This window comes from Pseudomonas sp. B7, assembly GCF_016735645.1.
Classification (GTDB): domain Bacteria; phylum Pseudomonadota; class Gammaproteobacteria; order Pseudomonadales; family Pseudomonadaceae; genus Aquipseudomonas; species Aquipseudomonas glycinae.
Window position 1 is genome coordinate 216,914 of sequence record NZ_JAERRE010000007.1, and the last position, 18,182, is coordinate 235,095.

General features: G+C 62.0%; 16 protein-coding genes. 9 read left to right on the forward strand and 7 right to left on the reverse strand.

Annotation, left to right across the window (positions count from 1 at the left end; genetic code table 11):
- Nucleotides 1–16 precede the first annotated feature (16 nt).
- Complete coding sequence (locus tag JKA62_RS17425; protein ID WP_201818788.1) at nucleotides 17–1,585, reverse strand: phospholipase D family protein; 1,569 nt, start codon at nucleotides 1,583–1,585, stop codon at nucleotides 17–19.
- Nucleotides 1,586–1,645: 60 nt separating this feature from the next.
- Nucleotides 1,646–3,067 (reverse strand): aminotransferase-like domain-containing protein, encoded by a 1,422-nt coding sequence (locus tag JKA62_RS17430; protein ID WP_201818790.1) that lies wholly within the window; start codon nucleotides 3,065–3,067, stop codon nucleotides 1,646–1,648.
- A gap of 179 nt (nucleotides 3,068–3,246) precedes the next feature.
- On the opposite strand from JKA62_RS17430, the gene JKA62_RS17435 reads away from it, so the two are divergent.
- Entirely contained in the window at nucleotides 3,247–3,492 is a 246-nt protein-coding gene (locus JKA62_RS17435) for a DUF1127 domain-containing protein (RefSeq protein ID WP_201818792.1), read from the forward strand.
- A 36-nt stretch (nucleotides 3,493–3,528) separates the two neighbouring features.
- Here JKA62_RS17435 and JKA62_RS17440 read toward each other — a convergent pair whose 3' ends face one another.
- Entirely contained in the window at nucleotides 3,529–4,839 is a 1,311-nt protein-coding gene (locus tag JKA62_RS17440) for an NAD(P)/FAD-dependent oxidoreductase (protein WP_201818795.1), read from the reverse strand.
- Between the two features lie 145 nt (nucleotides 4,840–4,984).
- On the opposite strand from JKA62_RS17440, the gene JKA62_RS17445 reads away from it, so the two are divergent.
- Nucleotides 4,985–5,338, forward strand: coding sequence for a YkgJ family cysteine cluster protein (locus tag JKA62_RS17445; RefSeq protein WP_201818796.1), 354 nt, complete (start codon nucleotides 4,985–4,987; stop codon nucleotides 5,336–5,338).
- Between the two features lie 2 nt (nucleotides 5,339–5,340).
- Here JKA62_RS17445 and JKA62_RS17450 read toward each other — a convergent pair whose 3' ends face one another.
- Nucleotides 5,341–5,829, reverse strand: coding sequence for an Lrp/AsnC ligand binding domain-containing protein (locus JKA62_RS17450; protein WP_003177284.1), 489 nt, complete (start codon nucleotides 5,827–5,829; stop codon nucleotides 5,341–5,343).
- A gap of 155 nt (nucleotides 5,830–5,984) precedes the next feature.
- Between JKA62_RS17450 and dadA the strand changes: the two genes are divergently transcribed.
- The 6 genes from dadA to JKA62_RS17480 all read left to right on the forward strand — a co-directional run bounded on the left by dadA (nucleotide 5,985) and on the right by JKA62_RS17480 (nucleotide 12,078).
- Nucleotides 5,985–7,289 carry a D-amino acid dehydrogenase gene (dadA, locus tag JKA62_RS17455; RefSeq protein ID WP_011336544.1) on the forward strand — a complete coding sequence of 435 codons (1,305 nt, stop codon included), beginning with the start codon at nucleotides 5,985–5,987 and terminating at the stop codon, nucleotides 7,287–7,289.
- On the forward strand, nucleotides 7,261–7,614 hold the full coding sequence (locus tag JKA62_RS17460) for a RidA family protein (protein WP_039765240.1): 354 nt from the start codon (nucleotides 7,261–7,263) through the stop codon (nucleotides 7,612–7,614). Before dadA ends, JKA62_RS17460 begins: the two co-directional genes overlap by 29 nt.
- A gap of 95 nt (nucleotides 7,615–7,709) precedes the next feature.
- Nucleotides 7,710–8,783: an alanine racemase gene (gene alr / locus JKA62_RS17465; protein ID WP_201818877.1), complete on the forward strand. Its 1,074-nt coding sequence runs from the start codon at nucleotides 7,710–7,712 to the stop codon at nucleotides 8,781–8,783.
- Nucleotides 8,784–8,871: 88 nt separating this feature from the next.
- Complete coding sequence (locus JKA62_RS17470; protein ID WP_003229444.1) at nucleotides 8,872–9,420, forward strand: cupin domain-containing protein; 549 nt, start codon at nucleotides 8,872–8,874, stop codon at nucleotides 9,418–9,420.
- A gap of 182 nt (nucleotides 9,421–9,602) precedes the next feature.
- Nucleotides 9,603–10,019 carry a c-type cytochrome gene (locus tag JKA62_RS17475; protein ID WP_039765242.1) on the forward strand — a complete coding sequence of 139 codons (417 nt, stop codon included), beginning with the start codon at nucleotides 9,603–9,605 and terminating at the stop codon, nucleotides 10,017–10,019.
- 136 nt (nucleotides 10,020–10,155) lie between these two features.
- Entirely contained in the window at nucleotides 10,156–12,078 is a 1,923-nt protein-coding gene (locus JKA62_RS17480; RefSeq protein WP_201818798.1) for an acetyl-CoA hydrolase/transferase family protein, read from the forward strand.
- 49 nt (nucleotides 12,079–12,127) lie between these two features.
- Here JKA62_RS17480 and JKA62_RS17485 read toward each other — a convergent pair whose 3' ends face one another.
- Together JKA62_RS17485 and rep are read right to left on the reverse strand one after the other, a co-directional pair.
- The gene (locus JKA62_RS17485; RefSeq protein WP_150734030.1) at nucleotides 12,128–12,700 is read right to left on the reverse strand and encodes a xanthine phosphoribosyltransferase; all 573 of its coding nucleotides are present in this window, start codon (nucleotides 12,698–12,700) and stop codon (nucleotides 12,128–12,130) included.
- Nucleotides 12,701–12,757: 57 nt separating this feature from the next.
- Entirely contained in the window at nucleotides 12,758–14,767 is a 2,010-nt protein-coding gene (gene rep, locus JKA62_RS17490; RefSeq protein WP_011336539.1) for a DNA helicase Rep, read from the reverse strand.
- A 264-nt stretch (nucleotides 14,768–15,031) separates the two neighbouring features.
- On the opposite strand from rep, the gene JKA62_RS17495 reads away from it, so the two are divergent.
- Entirely contained in the window at nucleotides 15,032–16,702 is a 1,671-nt protein-coding gene (locus JKA62_RS17495) for a putative bifunctional diguanylate cyclase/phosphodiesterase (RefSeq protein WP_201818800.1), read from the forward strand.
- A 40-nt stretch (nucleotides 16,703–16,742) separates the two neighbouring features.
- Here JKA62_RS17495 and JKA62_RS17500 read toward each other — a convergent pair whose 3' ends face one another.
- Nucleotides 16,743–18,137 (reverse strand): NorM family multidrug efflux MATE transporter, encoded by a 1,395-nt coding sequence (locus JKA62_RS17500; protein ID WP_201818802.1) that lies wholly within the window; start codon nucleotides 18,135–18,137, stop codon nucleotides 16,743–16,745.
- Between the last annotated feature and the right edge of the window lie 45 nt (nucleotides 18,138–18,182).

Consider the following 18,182-nt stretch of genomic DNA (forward strand, 5'->3'; position numbering starts at 1 on the left):
CGGCTGGAGCGGGTTGCTACAGCATCCGCTCCAGTCCCACCGTAGTGCTGAACCACGCATTGAAGCGCCGCCACCAGTTGCCGGGCTCCTTGGTCAGCGTGTGCATCTGGCCGTTGTCCTCGGTGACCCACACCACTTTTCCGTCCTGCAATTTCGCTTCGTAGCTCAAGGCAGGAGCCATGCCTTGCAAGGCCAGTTCGCGCACGTGGGCTGCCAGTTCGGGACTGTCCACCAGCACCCCGACTTCGGTGTTCCACAGCACCGAGCGCGGGTCGAAATTGAATGAGCCGATGAACGATTTCTTCCCGTCGAAGATCATCGCCTTGCTGTGCAGGCTCGAATCCGAGCCGCGATAGGACTTGCTGTAAAACAGGTGCGGGCCGCTGCCGTCGTTATCCCCAGGCTGACGCCGGAGTTCGTAGAGCTTCACGCCATGTTCCAGCAGCGCCTTGCGATACGGCGCATAACCACCGTGCACCGCTGGCACGTCGGTGGCTTCCAGCGAGTTGGTCAGCAGGCTCACCGCCACCCCGGCATCGGCGCGGCCGGTCAAGTAGACCAGCCCCGGCTGCCCCGGCACGAAGTAGGCAGAAATCATCACCAGGTCCTTGCTGACGCCGATCAGCTCCGGCGCCAGTTGGGTCGTCAGCAGCAATTGCGGATCGGGTTCGCCCTTGGCCAGCACTTTGCTCGGTGCATCCCACAGCGCCTGGTTCCAGGCCCAGATCAGCTCTTTGCGCCAGATGTCCATGCGCGGATCGGTGCGGTAGGTCATCAGTTGCTGATACAGCGCGTGATTCTGTTTGCGGGTCTCTTCCAGGGATTCTTCCAGGCGCGTGCGGGTGTTCTGCAGGTCTTTGGCCGAGGGTTTGCTGGAGAGGAACTCGTCGATCGGCTTGCTCAGGGCGCTGTTCCAGTACTGATCGAAACTGTGCCCGAGCTGCTCGGCGACCGGCCCGACACTGAGCATGTCGATATCGGTGAAGTTCAGGTTGGGCTCGGCATCGAAGTACTCATCGCCCAGATTGCGTCCGCCGACGATGGCCGCGCTGTTGTCCGCCAGCCACAACTTGTTGTGCATCCGCCGGTGTTGCAGCGACAGATTGAACAGCCGCCCGGCCGCCCGGGTCACGCCGGTACTGCGCCCCAGGTGCAGCGGATTGAACAGACGGATCTGGATCTGCGGATGCGCCGCCAGCGTGGCGATGATCAGATCGAGGCCGTCACTGGTGGTGTCGTCCAGCAGGATCCGCACCCGCACGCCACGATCGGCCGCCTTCAGCACTTCTTCCACCAGCATTCGCGTACTGATGCCGTCATGGACGATGTAGTACTGCAAGTCGAGGCTGCGTTGCGCGTTGCGGATCAGTTCGGCGCGGGCGGTGAAAGCTTCGGTGCTGTTGGACAGCAGGCGAAAGCCGGACTGGCCCTTGTAGGGCGCCGCCTGGGCCAGGATCGAACGGCCGAAAGCGGAGTCGGAGGCCGGCAAGGCCTGGCTTGGTTCGCGCGGTACGTCGAGGGACGCACAACCGCCCAGGAACGAGGCGAGCAGCAGCAGAGCGAGTAGGGGCTGTCTGAAACTCACGTGGGATCGTTCCGGTTGGCGGCAGAGTTGGGCATATGGACGCTTTTTGCTCGGTAAAAGTCAGTCGGCCTCGGCCAGCAGTCTGATCGCTGCCGCACCGACCTTGCGCACCGCTTCTTCGATCAGCGGTGTCGGTTTGGCAGCGTAGTTCATGCGCAGGCAATTGCGGTACTTGCCCGAGGCGGAAAAGATGCTGCCGACGGCAATCTGTACGCCCTGATCGTGCAGCGCACGATTCAGTTTCAGCGTATCGAAACCGTCCGGCAATTCGACCCAGAGCATGAAGCTGCCCTGCGGGCGGCTGGCGCGGGTGCCGGCCGGGAAGTAGCGGGTCACCCAGTCGATCATTACGTCGCGGTTGCGCTGGTATTGCGTGCGCATCCGCCGCAAATGCGGTTCGAAGTGTCCGGACTTGAGAAATTCGGCGATGGCAATCTGCGGCTGGGGCGCGGTGGAACCGGTGCTGATGTATTTCATGTGCAGCACCCGCTCAAGATAACGACCCGGCGCGACCCAGCCGATGCGCAGCCCCGGCGCGAGGGTCTTGGAGAACGAACTGCACAGCAACACACGACCGTCTTCGTCGAAGGATTTGATCGTGCGCGGACGCGGGTAGGTGTAGGCCAGTTCGCCATACACGTCGTCCTCGATGATCGCCACGTCGAAGCGCTGGGCCAGGTTGAGCAGGGCGCGTTTGCGCGACTCCGGCATGATGTAGCCGAGCGGGTTGTTGCAGTTGGGCGTGAGCTGGATGACCTTGATCGGCCATTGTTCCAGTGCCAGTTCCAGCGCTTCGAGGCTGATGCCGGTGAGCGGGTCGGTGGGGATTTCCAGGGCTTTCATGCCCAGCCCTTTGAGGGTCTGCATGGCGCCGTGGAAGCTCGGCGAATCCACCGCGACGATGTCACCGGGCTCGCAGATTGCGTGGATGCTGGTAGACAGCGCTTCATGGCAACCGGTGGTGACCACCAGATCGCTGGCGCTCAACTGGCAGCCGGAATCGAGCATCAGTCGGGCAATCTGTTCGCGCAGTTCGAGGGTGCCGTGGATGTTGTCGTAATACAGACCGGGCATGTCCTGACGGCGGCTGATACGGGCCAGCCCACGCAGCAGCGGTTTCATCGTCGGCGACGAGATGTCCGGCATGCCGCGACCCAGCTGCACCACGTCCTTGCGCGGCAGGGCGCGAATCAGTTCCAGCACCTGATCCCACTGGGAAATCTCCACCGGCCGCTGCGCGGGACGCCCGACTGCCGGCAGTTCAGGCAGCTCTCGACCCACTGGCACGAAGTACCCTGACTTGGGTTTCGGCGTGGCCAGGCCGCTGTCTTCCAGCATCCGATAGGCCTGCTGCACCGTGCTCAGGCTGACCCCGTGTTCGACGCTCAAGGCGCGCACCGACGGCAGTCGGTCGCCGGGGCGGTAGAAGCCTTGTTCGATGCGGGTGCCGAGCAGTTCGGCGAGATTCACATAGAGCGTCATGGCACTGCCTCGATGCAGATGATTCGTTAAACCAGTACAGATGTGGCGTAAATCGACAATTCAGTCGCAGAGACAGCAAATCTGTATGGAAATAATACAGATGTGTTGAATCTGTAATGCTTTTGCTCGCCCGCGCATCATGGAATCTCTGGCTACCCAAGTAAACAGGAGCAACGAAAATGAACGGCTTGAGCGATGTGCGGCTGACGTTACACAGTCAGGAACTGGAGGCAGGGCAACAGGACAACGCGCGCAACGAGAGCATGCGCAACGCACCGTCCGGCCTGAGTCGCTGGGACCTGTTCTGGCATCGTCTGCACACGCGCAAGGTGTTGCTGCGTCTGACACCGGAACAGCTCAAGGACATCGGGTTGACCCGGGAGCAGGCGCTGGAGGAGGGGTTGAAGCCGTTCTGGCGGGTCTAGAAAGGAGCGTTCCCACGCAGGAGCGTGGGAACGATCTCAGACCAGCTCTTTAAGCCGATGCCACAACATCCCCAACGCCAACAGCGGCGAGCGCAGATGCTTGCCGCCGGGGAAGGTGATGTGTGGCACTTTGGCGAACAGGTCGAAGCCGCCGCTGTGCTGGCCGCTGATGGCTTCGGCCAACAGCTTGCCTGCCAGGTGCGTGGCATTCACGCCGTGGCCGGAATAGGCCTGGGCGTAATATACATTCGGCTGATCGGCGAGCCGGCCAATCTGCGGCAGACGGTTGGCACCGATGCCGATCATCCCGCCCCACTGATAATCGATCTTCGCTGACGCGAGCTGCGGGAACACTTCAAGCATCTTCGGCCGCATGTACGCGCCGATGTCCTTCGGATCGCGCCCTGAGTAATGGCAGGCGCCGCCGAACAGCAGGCGACGGTCGGCCGAGAGCCTGTAGTAATCGAGCGCCACCCGCTGATCGCAGACCGCCATGTTCTGCGGCAGCAGGGCGTGGGCCTGCTCTTCGCTCAGCGGTTCGGTGGCAATGATGTAGCTGCCGGCTGGCAGTACCTTGCCGCTGAGTTGCGGATTGAGGTCATTGAGATAGGCGTTGCAGCCGAGCACCAGGGTTTTCGCCCGCACCGAACCTTGCGCCGTATGTACGCGGACTTCGGGGCCGTAGTCGATGCGGGTGACCGCCGATTGCTCGAACAGCTTCACCCCGAGTTGTTGCGCCGCTGCGGCTTCGCCGAGTGCCAGGTTCAACGGGTGCAGATGCCCTGAGCCCATGTCGATCAGACCGCCGACATAGCGTCTGGAGCCGACCACAGTGTGCATTTCGTTCGCTTGCAGCAGTCGGGTTTCGTAGCGGTAACCGAGGCTGCGCAATTCTTCGGCGTCTTCGGCAAAGCCTTCCAGGTCGGAAGGTTTGTTGGCGAGGTCGCAGTAACCCCAGGTTAGGTCGCAGAGGATCTGAAATTTTTCGACGCGCTGGCGGACGATTTCCACCGCTTCCAGGCCCATGAGCTTCATCTGACGCACGCCGTCGGCGCCGATCACGTTGGCGAACTGATCGAGACCGTGACCAACCCCGCGAATCAGTTGCCCGCCGTTGCGACCGCTGGCGCCCCAGCCGACCCGGTGCGCTTCCAGCAACACCACGCTCAAGCCGCGCTCCGCCAGCTCCAGCGCGGTGTTCAGCCCGGAGAAACCGCCGCCGACCACGCACACGTCGGCGATCAGTTCACCTTGCAGCACCGGATGGTCGGGTTGCGGCAGGCTGCTGGCGGCGTAATAAGAGGCAACGTGGGGTTGGCTCGCGGTGGCGTGGGCGCGGGCATTCATGGGCGTCATCCTGAGCGGGTGTCGAGAAAATTTGACGGAGCATAAGCCGCAGGCCCGAGGACGGGCAACATTGGTCGGCCCGTGGTGTCTGGATCACGGCTTTTGCGGCACAATTGCCGCCTATTTCGCTCCGGTTACCGCTGCAATGAGCTGCAACAGTCAGACAATCCGCACCCTGCGTCAGCAGATTCCCACGTTCGAATGCGTGCCGGGCTGTCATGACTGTTGCGGGCCGGTGACCACCTCACCCGAAGAAATGTCCCGCCTGCCGCGCAAGACGCACGCCGAGCAGGACGCGGCCATGGACGCACTTGACTGTGTGCACCTAGGGCCGAATGGCTGCACGGTGTATGACGAGCGGCCGTTGATCTGTCGGTTGTTCGGAACGACCCAGACCTTGCCGTGCCCCAACGGCCGGCGGCCGGTGGAGCTGATTCACCCACGAGTCGAGAAACAGGTGTTCGAGTACATGGCCGAAAACCGGCAGGTGCTGGTCTGAGCTCAGTCCGGAATCGGCAGGCTCAAGCTCTCTTTCACTTCTTCCATCACGATGTAGCTCTTGGATTCGCGCACGTGCGGCAGCTTGAGCAGGATGTCGCCCAGCAGCTTGCGGTACGAGGCCATCTCGGAAATCCGCGCCTTCACCAGATAGTCGAAATCCCCTGAAACCAGATGGCATTCCAGCACGTGGGGCAATTTCAGCACCGCACGTCGGAACTCTTCGAAAGTATCGCCGGATTTGTAGTCGAGACTGATCTCGACGAAAACCAGCAGACTACCCTTCAAATGCTGGGGATTGAGGCGGGCGTTGTAGCCCATGATGATCCCCTCGCGCTCCAGGCGCCGCACCCGCTCTGTGCATGGCGTGGTGGAGAGCCCGACCTTTTCGCCCAGTTCGGTGAATGAAATCCGCCCGTCCGCCTGCAGGATCCGCAAGATGTTGCGGTCGATCTTGTCCAGCTCACGTTTGGTCTGAGTGTTGGTACGCATAGGGGATGCGCCTCCGTGAAAAGGGTTTTTGCCGAGAATTGTCGCCAAATATAGGCGCTTATACAGTGAAAAGCACTGGCAAATCTTTTTTACACTGCGCGCATCATTGCTCTGACAACACACATGCGCGGCACGCCGCGATGAGGGATACAAAAATGCGCGTTATGGTCTTGGGTAGCGGCGTCATCGGTACCGCCAGTGCTTACTATCTGGCCCGTGCCGGGTTTGAAGTGGTGGTGGTCGACCGGCAGCCTGCCGCGGCCATGGAGACCAGTTTCGCCAACGCAGGCCAGGTTTCGCCGGGCTACGCCTCGCCGTGGGCGGCGCCGGGCGTACCCCTCAAAGCCATCAAGTGGCTGCTGCAACGCCACGCGCCGCTGGCGATCAAGGCCACCGCCGACATCGACCAGTACCTGTGGATGGCGCAGATGCTGCGCAACTGCACCGCCAACCGTTACGCGGTGAACAAGGAGCGCATGGTGCGTCTGTCCGAGTACAGCCGCGACTGCCTCGACGAACTGCGCGCTGAAACCGGCATCGCCTACGAAGGCCGCAGCCTCGGTACGACCCAGTTGTTCCGCACACAAGCGCAACTGGATAACGCCGCCAAGGACATCGCCGTATTGAAAGAGTCCGGCGTGCCGTTCGAAGTCCTCGACCGCGCCGGCATTGCCCGCGTCGAACCGGCGCTGGCCGGTGTCACCGACATCCTCGCCGGTGCCCTGCGCCTGCCGAACGACCAGACCGGCGACTGCCAGATCTTCACCACCCGCCTCGCCGAAATGGCCATCAAGCTCGGTGTGGAATTCCGTTTCGGTCAGGACATCCAGCGCCTCGACTTCGCCGGTGACCGCATCAACGGCGTGTGGATCGACGGCAAGCTGGAAACCGCCGACCGCTACGTGCTGGCCCTCGGCAGCTACTCCCCGCAACTGCTCAAGCCGCTGGGCATCAAGGCCCCGGTGTATCCGTTGAAGGGCTACTCGCTGACTGTGCCGATCACCAACCCGGCCATGGCCCCGACTTCGACCATTCTCGACGAGACCTATAAGGTCGCGATCACCCGTTTCGACAACCGCATCCGCGTCGGCGGCATGGCGGAGATCGCCGGTTTTGACCTGTCGCTCAACCCGCGTCGGCGCGAAACCCTGGAGATGATCGTCAACGACCTTTATCCTCAGGGCGGCAATCTGGCCGAAGCGAGTTTCTGGACCGGCCTGCGTCCAACTACCCCGGATGGCACGCCGATCGTCGGCGCCACCCCGTTCAAGAACCTGTTCCTGAACACCGGTCACGGCACCCTCGGCTGGACCATGGCGTGCGGTTCCGGTCGCTTGCTGGCCGACCTGATGGCGAAGAAAAAGCCACAGATCAGCGCCGAAGGCCTCGATATTTCCCGTTATGGCAACACCACCCAGGAGTCCGCAAAGCATGGCAATCCAGCGCCAGCTCACCAATGAGCGCATGAGTCAGATCGTCAGCCACAACGGTACGGTGTACCTGTCCGGGCAGGTCGGCGATGACTTCAACGCCGGTGTCGAACAGCAGACCCGTGACGTACTCGCCAACATCGAGCGCCTGCTCGATCTGGCCGGCACCGACAAACAGCACCTGCTGTCGGCGACGATCTACCTGAACGACATCGAGGCGCACTTTGCCGGCATGAATTCAGTGTGGGACCAGTGGCTGCCCAAAGGCGCCGCTCCGGCCCGTGCTACGGTTGAAGCGAAGATGGCCAAGCCGAGCATTCTGGTCGAGATCTCCATCGTCGCCGCGTTGCCGTAACCCGTTGTAAAGATCCCTCTCCCGGTGCTGTTGGCGGTTCACGCCGCCAGCCAGCGCCGGTTTTTATTCCCATGACCGCCAAGAAGTCTGCTGCCATGCGTCCTGCCCGTGCCCTGATCGACCTTCAAGCCCTGCGTCACAACTACCGTATCGCCCGTGAAGTCACCGGTGCCAAGGCGCTGGCGGTGATCAAGGCCGATGCCTACGGCCATGGCGCGGTACGTTGCGCCCAGGCGCTGGAGGCTGAAGCGGACGGCTTCGCGGTGGCATGCATCGAAGAAGCCCTGGAGCTGCGTGCCGCCGGGATTCGCGCGCCAGTGCTGCTGCTCGAAGGCTTTTTCGAGGCCGACGAGCTGGCGCTGATCGTCGAGCACGACTTCTGGTGCGTGGTGCATTCGCTGTGGCAGCTCGAAGCGATCGAGCAGGCGACGTTGAGCAAACCGATCACCGTGTGGCTGAAGCTCGATTCGGGCATGCACCGGGTCGGCCTGCATCCGAAGGATTACCCGGCGGCTTACCAGCGTTTGCTGGCCAGCGGCAACGTGGCGAAAGTCGTGCTGATGAGTCACTTCGCCCGGGCCGATGAGTTGCACGAGCAGAGCAGCGCCGATCAGGTTGCAGTGTTCGAAGCTGCGCGTCAGGGCCTGGCGGCCGAAGTCAGCCTGCGCAATTCGCCGGCGGTGCTGGGCTGGCCGCAGATTCACAGCGACTGGGTGCGTCCGGGCATCATGCTCTACGGCGCTACCCCGTTCGAAGAAGCCAATGCCGTGGCCGAGCGCCTGCAACCGGTGATGACCCTGGAGTCGAAAGTCATCAGCGTGCGCGAATTGCCGGCCGGCGAACCGGTGGGTTACGGTGCGAAATTCATCACCGACAAACCGATGCGCATCGGCGTGGTTGCCATGGGTTATGCCGACGGTTACCCGCGTCAGGCACCGACCGGCACGCCGGTGCTGGTGGCCGGCCAGCGCAGCCGCATTCTTGGCCGGGTGTCGATGGACATGCTGTGCATCGACCTGACCGATGTGCCGCAAGCCGGCCTCGGTTCGACCGTCGAGTTGTGGGGCAAGAACATCCTCGCCAGCGACGTGGCGAAGTGGGCGGACACCATTCCGTACCAGATTTTCTGCAACCTGCGGCGGGTGCCAAGGCTCTATTCCGAGGGTTGAAGCGCAAGCGGGGCCCAAGTGTTGTAAATACTGAACGCTGTCGCCATGATAACGCTCAATATTTCTACAACATCAGGAGGCTCCAGCCTTGGACGTCGGTGAACGACTGCAATCGATCCGCAAGCTCAAAGGGCTTTCCCAGCGTGAACTCGCCAAGCGCGCGGGCGTCACCAACAGCACCATTTCGATGATCGAAAAGAACAGCGTCAGCCCTTCGATCAGTTCGCTGAGGAAAGTTCTGGGCGGGATTCCCATGTCCATGGTCGAGTTCTTTTCCGAAGAAATCCTGCAGGAAAAACCGACCCAGATCGTCTACAAGGCCAACGAGCTGATCGACATTTCCGACGGCGCCGTGACCATGAAACTGGTCGGCCGCGCGCACCCGAGCCGGGCCATCGCGTTCCTCAATGAAATCTACCCGCCGGGCGCGGATACCGGCGAGGAAATGCTCACCCACGAAGGCGAGGAAACCGGGATTCTGGTGGAAGGGCGCCTGGAGCTGGTGGTGGGCCTTGAAACTTTTATCCTCGAAGCCGGCGACAGCTACTACTTTGAAAGTACCAAGCCGCATCGTTTCCGCAATCCGTTCGATGCACCGGCGCGACTAATCAGCGCAGCCACGCCGGCGAATTTTTAAACAAAGAGGCGCCAGGCCATACCGGCGAAGGCACCCGAAACGTTTTTCCACAGCGCGATATAACCCCTTCGACTTTGGGGTTGTTTCAGTGAAGCGGGCTAACCGCTATACTTGCGCCCGCCTGCGAACCGTGGCCGCAGGCGTGAATAGCCACCATTGAGGGTGAACGCGTGAACCTAATTATGAAAATGCTGGCTGCACCAGCAACCGTACTGGCCCTCTGGGCTGTCAGCGCTCAAGCTGCGACGAATGACGACATTGCCAAACGCCTTGAGCCGGTCGGCCAGGTGTGTGTTCAAGGGCAAGAGTGCAAGGGGATGGAAGTCGCTGCTTCGGCAGGCGGCGGTGGCGGCGCCAAGACGCCGGACGAAGTGATTGCCAAACATTGCAACGCTTGCCACGGCTCCGGCCTGTTGGGCGCGCCGAAAATCGGTGACACCGCGGCCTGGAAAGAGCGCGCCGATCACCAGGGCGGCCTCGACGGCATCCTGGCCAAGGCCATCACCGGCATCAACTCCATGCCGCCGAAAGGCACCTGCGCCGACTGCTCCGATGAAGAGCTGAAGGGCGCCATTCAGAAGATGTCCGGCCTGAAATAAGCCGCGCTTCTGACGAAAAAAACCGTCTCCGGACGGTTTTTTTGTGCCCGCGGTTCAGGCCCGAGGCTGTTCTTTGCAGCAAACAACCGGCAATCTCGGTCGTACCTCTATTCACGGAACGGGCAGGAGGCTTCAGATGGTGCAGTTGTGTTCTATCGAACAGGCTGTGGACGACGTGCTGGCGCGGTTGCCGGCGCACATCCACATGGGTCTGCCGCTGGGGCTGGGCAAACCCAATCCCTTCGTCAACGCGCTGTACCGGCGGGTCGCCGGATTGCCCGAACGTCAGCTGACGATCTACACCGCCCTGTGCCTCGGCCGCCCGACCCTGGGCGATGGTTTGCAGAAGCGCTTCATCGAGCCCTTCGTCGAGCGGGTGTTCGGTGATTACCCGGAACTGGAATTCCTCGCCGATCTGCACCGCGATAGTCTGCCGGCCAACATCCGCATCGAGCAGTTCTTCATGCAGCCGGGCAGCCTGCTCAACAGCGCGCCGGCCCAGCAGGATTACGTCAGCAGCAATTACAGCCACGCCGCCCGCGACATCAACGCCGCCGGCCTGAACCTGGTGGCGCAGTTGCTCGCCAGCAGCAGCGAACATCCGGATCGTCTTAGCCTGAGCTGCAACCCGGACATCACCCTCGACCTGTTCCCGATGATCGCCAAACGCCGGGCGGCGGGGGAGACCATTCTGCTGGTCGGCCAGGTGCACACCGAGTTGCCGTACATGCCGGGCGACGCCGAAGTCGACATCGATACCTTCGACCTGCTGATCGACGAGAAGGACAGCAGCACACTATTTTCCACGCCGAACATGCCTGTCGGCTTTCAGGATCACTTCATCGGATTGCACGCCAGTACCTTGGTGCGCGATGGCGGCACCTTGCAGATCGGCATCGGTTCAATGGGCGACGCGTTGACCGCCGCATTGCTGGCGCGTCAGGCCGACAACGCCGGTTACCAGGCCTTGCTGGCCGATGTGAACCTCAGCCAGTGGGCACAGTTGATCGAACGCGAGGGCGGTGTCGAGCCATTCGCCAAGGGCCTGTACGGCTGCAGCGAAATGTTTGTCAACGGCCTGCTGGTGCTGGCCGAAGCCGGGATCATCCGGCGCAAGGTTTACCCGGATGTGCAGACCCAGCAGCAGGCCAACGCCGGGACCCTCGACGAGTCTGCGCAAACCGACGGCCTGTCGATCCATGGCGGTTTCTTCCTTGGGCCGCGCAGTTTCTATGAGCGCTTGAGTGAGTTGCCGCTGAGCAAACGCCTCGAATTCAACATGACCCGCATCAGCTATATCAACGAGCTGTACGGTCAGGAAGAGCTCAAACGCCTGCAGCGTCTGGATGCGCGGTTCATCAACACCGTGTTCACCATGACCCTGCTGGGTGCCGGGGTGGCGGATCAGCTGGAAGACGGGCGAGTGCTCAGCGGCGTCGGCGGGCAGTACAACTTCGTCGCTCAGGGCCATGCCCTGCACGATGCGCGGTCGATTCTGCTGCTGCGCAGCTGGCGCGAATCCGGCGGTGACGTCAGTTCGAACATCGTCTGGGAATACGGCCATTGCACGATTCCACGGCACCTGCGCGATATCGTGGTCACCGAGTACGGCATCGCCGATCTGCGTGGCAAGTCGGATGCGGTGGTGATCGAGGCGCTGCTCAATATCAGCGACTCCCGCTTCCAGCAGGGCCTGATCGAACAGGCGCAGAAGGTCGGCAAGCTGCCGAAGGATTTCCGTCTCGATCCGCGCTTTACCGACAACATCCCGCACCGCTTGCAGGCGATTGCCGCGGGGCATTCGAACCTGTTTCCGGAGTATCCGCTGGGCTGCGATTTCACGGAGGTCGAGAAGGATCTGTTGCGGGCGCTGAACTGGCTCAAGAGCAAGTTCAAGCTGACGGAGATTCTGGAGCTGGGCAAGGCAGCGCTGGGTGCGCCTGAGGCTTCGCTGTATCCGGAGCATCTTGAGCGGATGCAACTCACGAACCCGGAAGGTCTGAAGGAAGACCTGTTTCAGCGGTTGTTGCTTACTGGCCTGAAGGCCACCGCGCAGTAGCATCCGCCGCATCCCGGGGATGCGGCGGCAAGCTTGTGCTTTTCAGCGATTAGTCGATGAAGGTAACCACGCCATCCTTCAGCGACTTCACGCGAGCCAGCGACTCGACGCGGTAACCCTGCGAATCCAGTTCCGCACGGCCTCCCTGGAACGATTTCTCGATCACGATGCCCAGACCCGCGACGGTGGCGCCGGCCTGCTTGATGATCGAAATCAGCGCCTGGGACGCCTTACCGTTGGCCAGGAAGTCGTCGATGATCAGCACGCGGTCGCTGCTGGTCAGGTGGCGCGGGGAGATGGCCACGGTGCTTTCGGTCTTCTTGGTGAACGAGTAAACGGTCGCCGACAGCAGGTTTTCAGTCAGGGTCAGGGACTGTTGCTTGCGGGCGAAGATCACCGGCACGCCGAGGTTCAGACCGGTCATGATCGCCGGGGCGATGCCCGAGGCTTCGATGGTGACGATCTTGGTGATGCCCGAATCCTTGAACAGCGTGGCGAATTCGTCGCCGATCAGCTTCATCAGGGCCGGGTCGATCTGGTGGTTCAGGAAGGCGTCGACCTTCAGGACCTGGTCGGAAAGCACAATGCCTTGTTCGCGGATTTTCTGGTGCAATGCTTCCATGAAGCTGTCCTCATTTGACGCTTTGTGCGTCGAAGGTCTAGTAAAAAGTGGTCAATTCTAGCGCTTTAACATCGCGCGTATATCAGCCAGTGCGCTGTTGCCCCGCACGGCTTTGACTTCGGTCGGTGTGTCGTCGTTGCCTTCCCAGGCCAGGTCGTCCGGGGGCAGCTCATCGAGGAAGCGGCTGGGCGCGCAGTCGATGATCTCGCCGTACTGTTTGCGCTTGGCGGCGAAGGTGAATGCCAGGGTCTGGCGCGCGCGGGTGATGCCCACGTAGGCCAGGCGGCGTTCTTCTTCGATGGTGTCGGCTTCGATGCTGGAGCGGTGCGGGAGGATTTCCTCTTCCATGCCCATGATGAACACGTAAGGGAATTCCAGGCCCTTGGACGCATGCAAGGTCATCATCTGCACGCCTTCGGCACCCTCTTCCTCTTCCTGCTGACGTTCCAGCATGTCACGCAGGACGAGTTTGCCGATGGCGTCCTCGACGGTCATTTCGCCGTCTTCGTCTTTTTCCAGGGTGTTCTTCAAGGCTTCGATCAGGAACCAGACGTTGCTCATCCGGTAGTCCGCGGCCTTGTCGCTGGAACTGTTGGTGCGCAGCCAGTTCTCGTAGTCGATGTCCATGACCATGCTGCGCAGGGCGGAGATCGGGTCTTCGCCGGCGCACTGCTCGCGCACCTTGTCCATGAAGCGCTTGAAGCGCGACAGGCGGTCGGTGAAGCGGCTGTCCAGATGCTCGCCCAGGCCGAGTTCATCGGTGGCGGCGTACATCGAGATCTTGCGTTCGGTGGCGTAGTTGCCGAGTTTTTCCAGGGTCGTCGAGCCGATTTCCCGGCGCGGCACGTTGATCACCCGCAGGAAGGCGTTGTCGTCGTCCGGGTTCACGATCAGGCGGAAGTAGGCCATCAGGTCTTTCACTTCCTGACGGCCGAAGAAGCTGTTGCCGCCGCTCAGACGGTACGGCACCTGATGGTGCTGCAGTTTCAGCTCGATCAGCTTGGCCTGGTAGTTGCCGCGATAGAGGATCGCGAAATCGCTGTACGGGCGGTCGGTGCGCAAGTGCAGGCTGAGGATTTCCATGGCCACGCGCTCGGCTTCGGCGTCCTCGTTGCGGCAGCGGATCACGCGGATTTCGTCGCCGTGGCCCATCTCACTCCACAGCTGTTTTTCGAATTCGTGCGGGTTGTTCGAGATCAGCACGTTGGCGCAGCGCAGGATGCGGCTGGTGGAGCGGTAGTTCTGCTCGAGCATCACCACTTTCAGGGACGGATAGTCGTCCTTGAGCAGCATCAGGTTTTCCGGCCGCGCGCCGCGCCAGGCGTAGATCGACTGGTCGTCGTCGCCCACCACGGTGAACTGGTTGCGTTTGCCGATGAGCATTTTCACCAGCAGGTACTGGCTGGCGTTGGTGTCCTGGTATTCGTCGACCAGCAGGTAACGCACCTTGTTCTGCCACTTTTCGAGGATGTCGGCGTGCTCTTCGAAGAGTTTCACCGGCAGCAGGATCAGGTCGTCGAAGTCCACCGCGTTGAACGCCTTGAGCGTGCGCTGGTAGTGGGTGTAGACGATGGCGGCGGTCTGTTCCTTGGGGTTGCGGGCGTTTTCCAGGGCCTGGGCCGGCAGAATCAGGTCGTTTTTCCAGGCGCCGATCATGTTCTTGATCTCGTCGACGCCGTCGTCGCCTGCATATTCCTTCTGCATGATGTCGGTCATCAGCGACTTGACGTCGGTTTCGTCGAAGATCGAGAAACCGGGTTTGTAGCCCAGCCGTTCATGTTCCTTGCGGATGATGTTCAGGCCCAGGTTGTGGAAGGTGCAGACCGTCAGCCCGCGTCCTTCACCTGGACGCAGCAGGGTGCCGACCCGCTCCTTCATCTCGCGCGCGGCCTTGTTGGTGAAGGTCATGGCGACGATGTACTGGGCGCGGATGCCGCAGTTCTGGATCAGATGCGCAATCTTGCGCGTGATCACGCTGGTCTTGCCGGAGCCAGCACCGGCGAGCACCAATAGAGGGCCGCCGACGTAGTTCACGGCTTCTTGCTGCCGGGGATTGAGTCGGGACATACGAAAATTCGGGAGTCGTTGACGAAATGGGCCGGCATTTTAACAGGCTCAGCGATTTGTGCTGCTCTCTCCGACTTGTGACGCAGCACGCGATTCAAATTTGCCGGTTTTGTTACTTTCACGCAGGATGCGCGGTGATTTTGCGGCTAATGTTCTCATTCGTGACACAAAATAACGTTTTGCTTACCGTTGTCGTTTGGTCATTGGTTGCCGCAACGGCATAATGCCCGCCGCCCACATCATTGCAGAGTCTAGGGAGTCAGCTTGACTACGCCTGTCGAACCCTTGCGTTTGCTGCTACTGGCCGAAGAGCCAGCGTGGACAGCGTTATTGCGCGAGTGTCTGGCTCCGTTGGGGAGTGCGGCGGTGCTGATCAGCGCGCCGAGCTGGGAGTCGGTCAGCAGCCTGTTCGAAGACAACCGCCATGCGGTGCTGTTGACCGTTCCCGCGTTGCAGCCGGCGCCCGGCCGTTGCAGCCTGCCGACAGTGTTGCTGCTGGAGCACGAACCGGCAACCGCGCCCGACGGCGTCAGCGACTGGCTGGTGTTCGATGCCCTCGATACCGACATGCTCCGGCGTTGCCTGCGGCATGTGCGCGAACGCGGCGTGCTGGAAAACACCCTGCAACGCCTGGCCGAGCAGGATCCGCTGACCGGCATCGCCAATCGTCAGGGCTTCCAGACCCTGCTCACGGCGCGTCTCGCCGAAAACGACGGCCGCGGCCTGGCCCTCGGGCACCTCGATCTCGACAACTTCCGCCACGCCAACGATGCTCTCGGCCACCAGGCCGGCGACCGCCTGATCCTGCAAGTCGTCGCACGGCTGAAAAGTCAGCTGGAAATCGGCGATCAACTGGCGCGCCTCGGCAGCGACGAATTCGCCCTGCTGATCGACACTCGCCGCGCCCCGCAACGGGCAGAATGGATGGCCGAACGCATCACCGAAGCGCTGGCTGAACCTTACTGGGTCGATGGCGAAAGCCTGCTGATCGGCTCCAGCCTCGGCATCGCCCATGCGCGGGCCCAGGGCGGCGCCGATCCGTTGATGTGGCACGCGCACATCGCCATGCAGCAGGCCAAGAGCACTCAGGGCTGCACTTTTCACATCTTCAACGAGCGGATCAACCGCAACGCGCGGAGCATGGCCGACCTCGAAAGCGAGCTGCGCCGGGCTTTGCGTCGCGATGAATTGGAGCTGCATTACCAGCCGCGCCTGAACCTGCAGGACGGCCAGATCGTCGGCCTCGAAGCGCTGGTGCGCTGGCGTCACAGTGAGCGCGGCCTGCTGCCGCCGAGTGAATTCGTGCCGCTGGCCGAGCAGAGCGGTCTGATCGTGCCGCTGGGTTACTGGGTGATTTCCCGGGCCCTGCGCGACATGCAGGCGTTGCGCGAGCGCGGACTGCCGGCGCTGCACATGGCGATCAACCTGTCGTTTCGCCAGTTTCAGGACAGTCAGTTGCTGCCGACGCTCAGTCGTCTGATCGCCGAGCGCGGCGTCGAGGCGCAGTGGCTGGAATTCGAACTCACCGAAACCGCCGTGATGCGCCGCAGCGATCTGGTCAAGCAGACCATGGACGCCCTCGGTCGCCTCGGCGTGCGTTTTTCGCTGGATGATTTCGGCACCGGGTTCTCATCGTTCGTGCACCTCAACAGCCTGCCGATCACCTTGCTGAAGATCGACAAGAGCTTCGTCGGCGGCATGGAGCAGCGCGAAGAGAACCGCAAACTGGTGCACGCGATGATCAATCTTGCGCACAACCTGCACCTGGAAGTGGTGGCCGAAGGGGTGGAAACCCGGGAGCAACTGGATCTGTTGCGCGGGTTCGGCTGCGATCAGGTGCAGGGCTACCTGATCAGCAAGCCGCTGCCGTTGGCGGAACTGGTTGATTACCTGGTGGCTGATGCCAGTCAGCCTCCGCTGGGCATTGTGGTCTGACGAACCAATAAGCGGGAGCGAGGTTGCTCTCGCCGACCTGTCATTCCGGCTGAGCGATCTTGAAACCTTGAGGTTGCGGTTCGAGCCGAATCATCCGCTTCATCTTCCATTCGAACGCCAGCGTCAGGCTCACCGCCGCACACGCCAGCCCCAGCGCCAGACCCCACCAGACGCCGGTCGGCCCCCAGTGCAGATGAAACGCCATCAGCCACGCCGCCGGCGCGCCGATCAGCCAGTAGCAAACAAGCCCGACCAGGAATGTGGTCTTGGCATCCTTGAGCCCGCGGATGCAGCCCATGGCAATCGTCTGCGTGCCGTCGAACAGCTCGAACCAGGCCGCCACGGCCAGCAGGCTCACGGCCAGACGAATCACTTCGGCAAACGCCGGGTCGTTATGGTCGAGGAACAAACCGACCAACTGATTCGGCAGCAACCAGAACACCATCGCAAACCCCAGCATCACCACTGCACCGAAGACGATGCCGACCCGCCCGGACATCCGCGCATCACTCAATTGCCCGGCGCCGTAATGCTGGCCGACACGCATGGTGATCGCATACGACATCCCCGCCGGCACCATGAACGCCACCGAGACGATTTGCAGGGCGATCTGGTGCGCCGCCAGTTGCGTGCTGCCCATGGTGCCCATGCACAGCGCCGCGAAGGCGAACAGCCCGACTTCCACCGCGTAGGTCCCGCCGATCGGCAGGCCCAGGCGCCAGAGTTCTTTCAGGTACTGCCGGTTTGGCCGCGACAGACCCTCGCGCAACGGGTAGGCGTCGTAGGCCGGATGCCGACGGATATGCCAGGCCAGCGCCAGTGCCATGCAGTTGGCGACAATCGCCGTGACCAGGCCGATACCGGTCAGCCCGAGTTTCGGCAGGCCGAACAGGCCGGTGATCAGCGCGTAGTTGAGCAGGAAGTTGGCCACCGTGCCGGCGAGGCTGATGACCATCACCGGTGTCGCCCGGCCGATGGCGCTGGTGAAACCGCGCAGGGCCATGAAGCTCAGGTAGCCGGGCAGGGCGAATGGCAGGGCGATCAGAAACTGCCCGGCGGCGTTGACGTTGGTCTCGGTCTGGCCGAACAGCAACAGCACCGGTTTCAGGTTCCACAACAGCAACCCGGCACCGAGCGCCATCAGCCACGCCAGCCACAGCCCGGCCTGAGTCAGGCGGGCGGCGCCGATGATGTCGCCGGCGCCCTGACGAATCGCCACCAGAGTGCCGACCGCCGCGATCACGCCGATGCAGAAAATAGACACGAATGAATAAGTGGCCGCGCCCAGACCACCGCCGGCCAGCGCTTCGGGACTGAGGCGCGCCATCATCAGGGTATCGGTCAGCACCATCAGCATGTGCGCCAACTGCGAGGCGATCAACGGCCCCGCCAGCCGCAGGATGGCCCAGAGTTCGGTACGCACAGGACGCTGCATGTTTTCACATCCTTTTAAAAGAGGGGGCAAGAGACCGTCGATTCT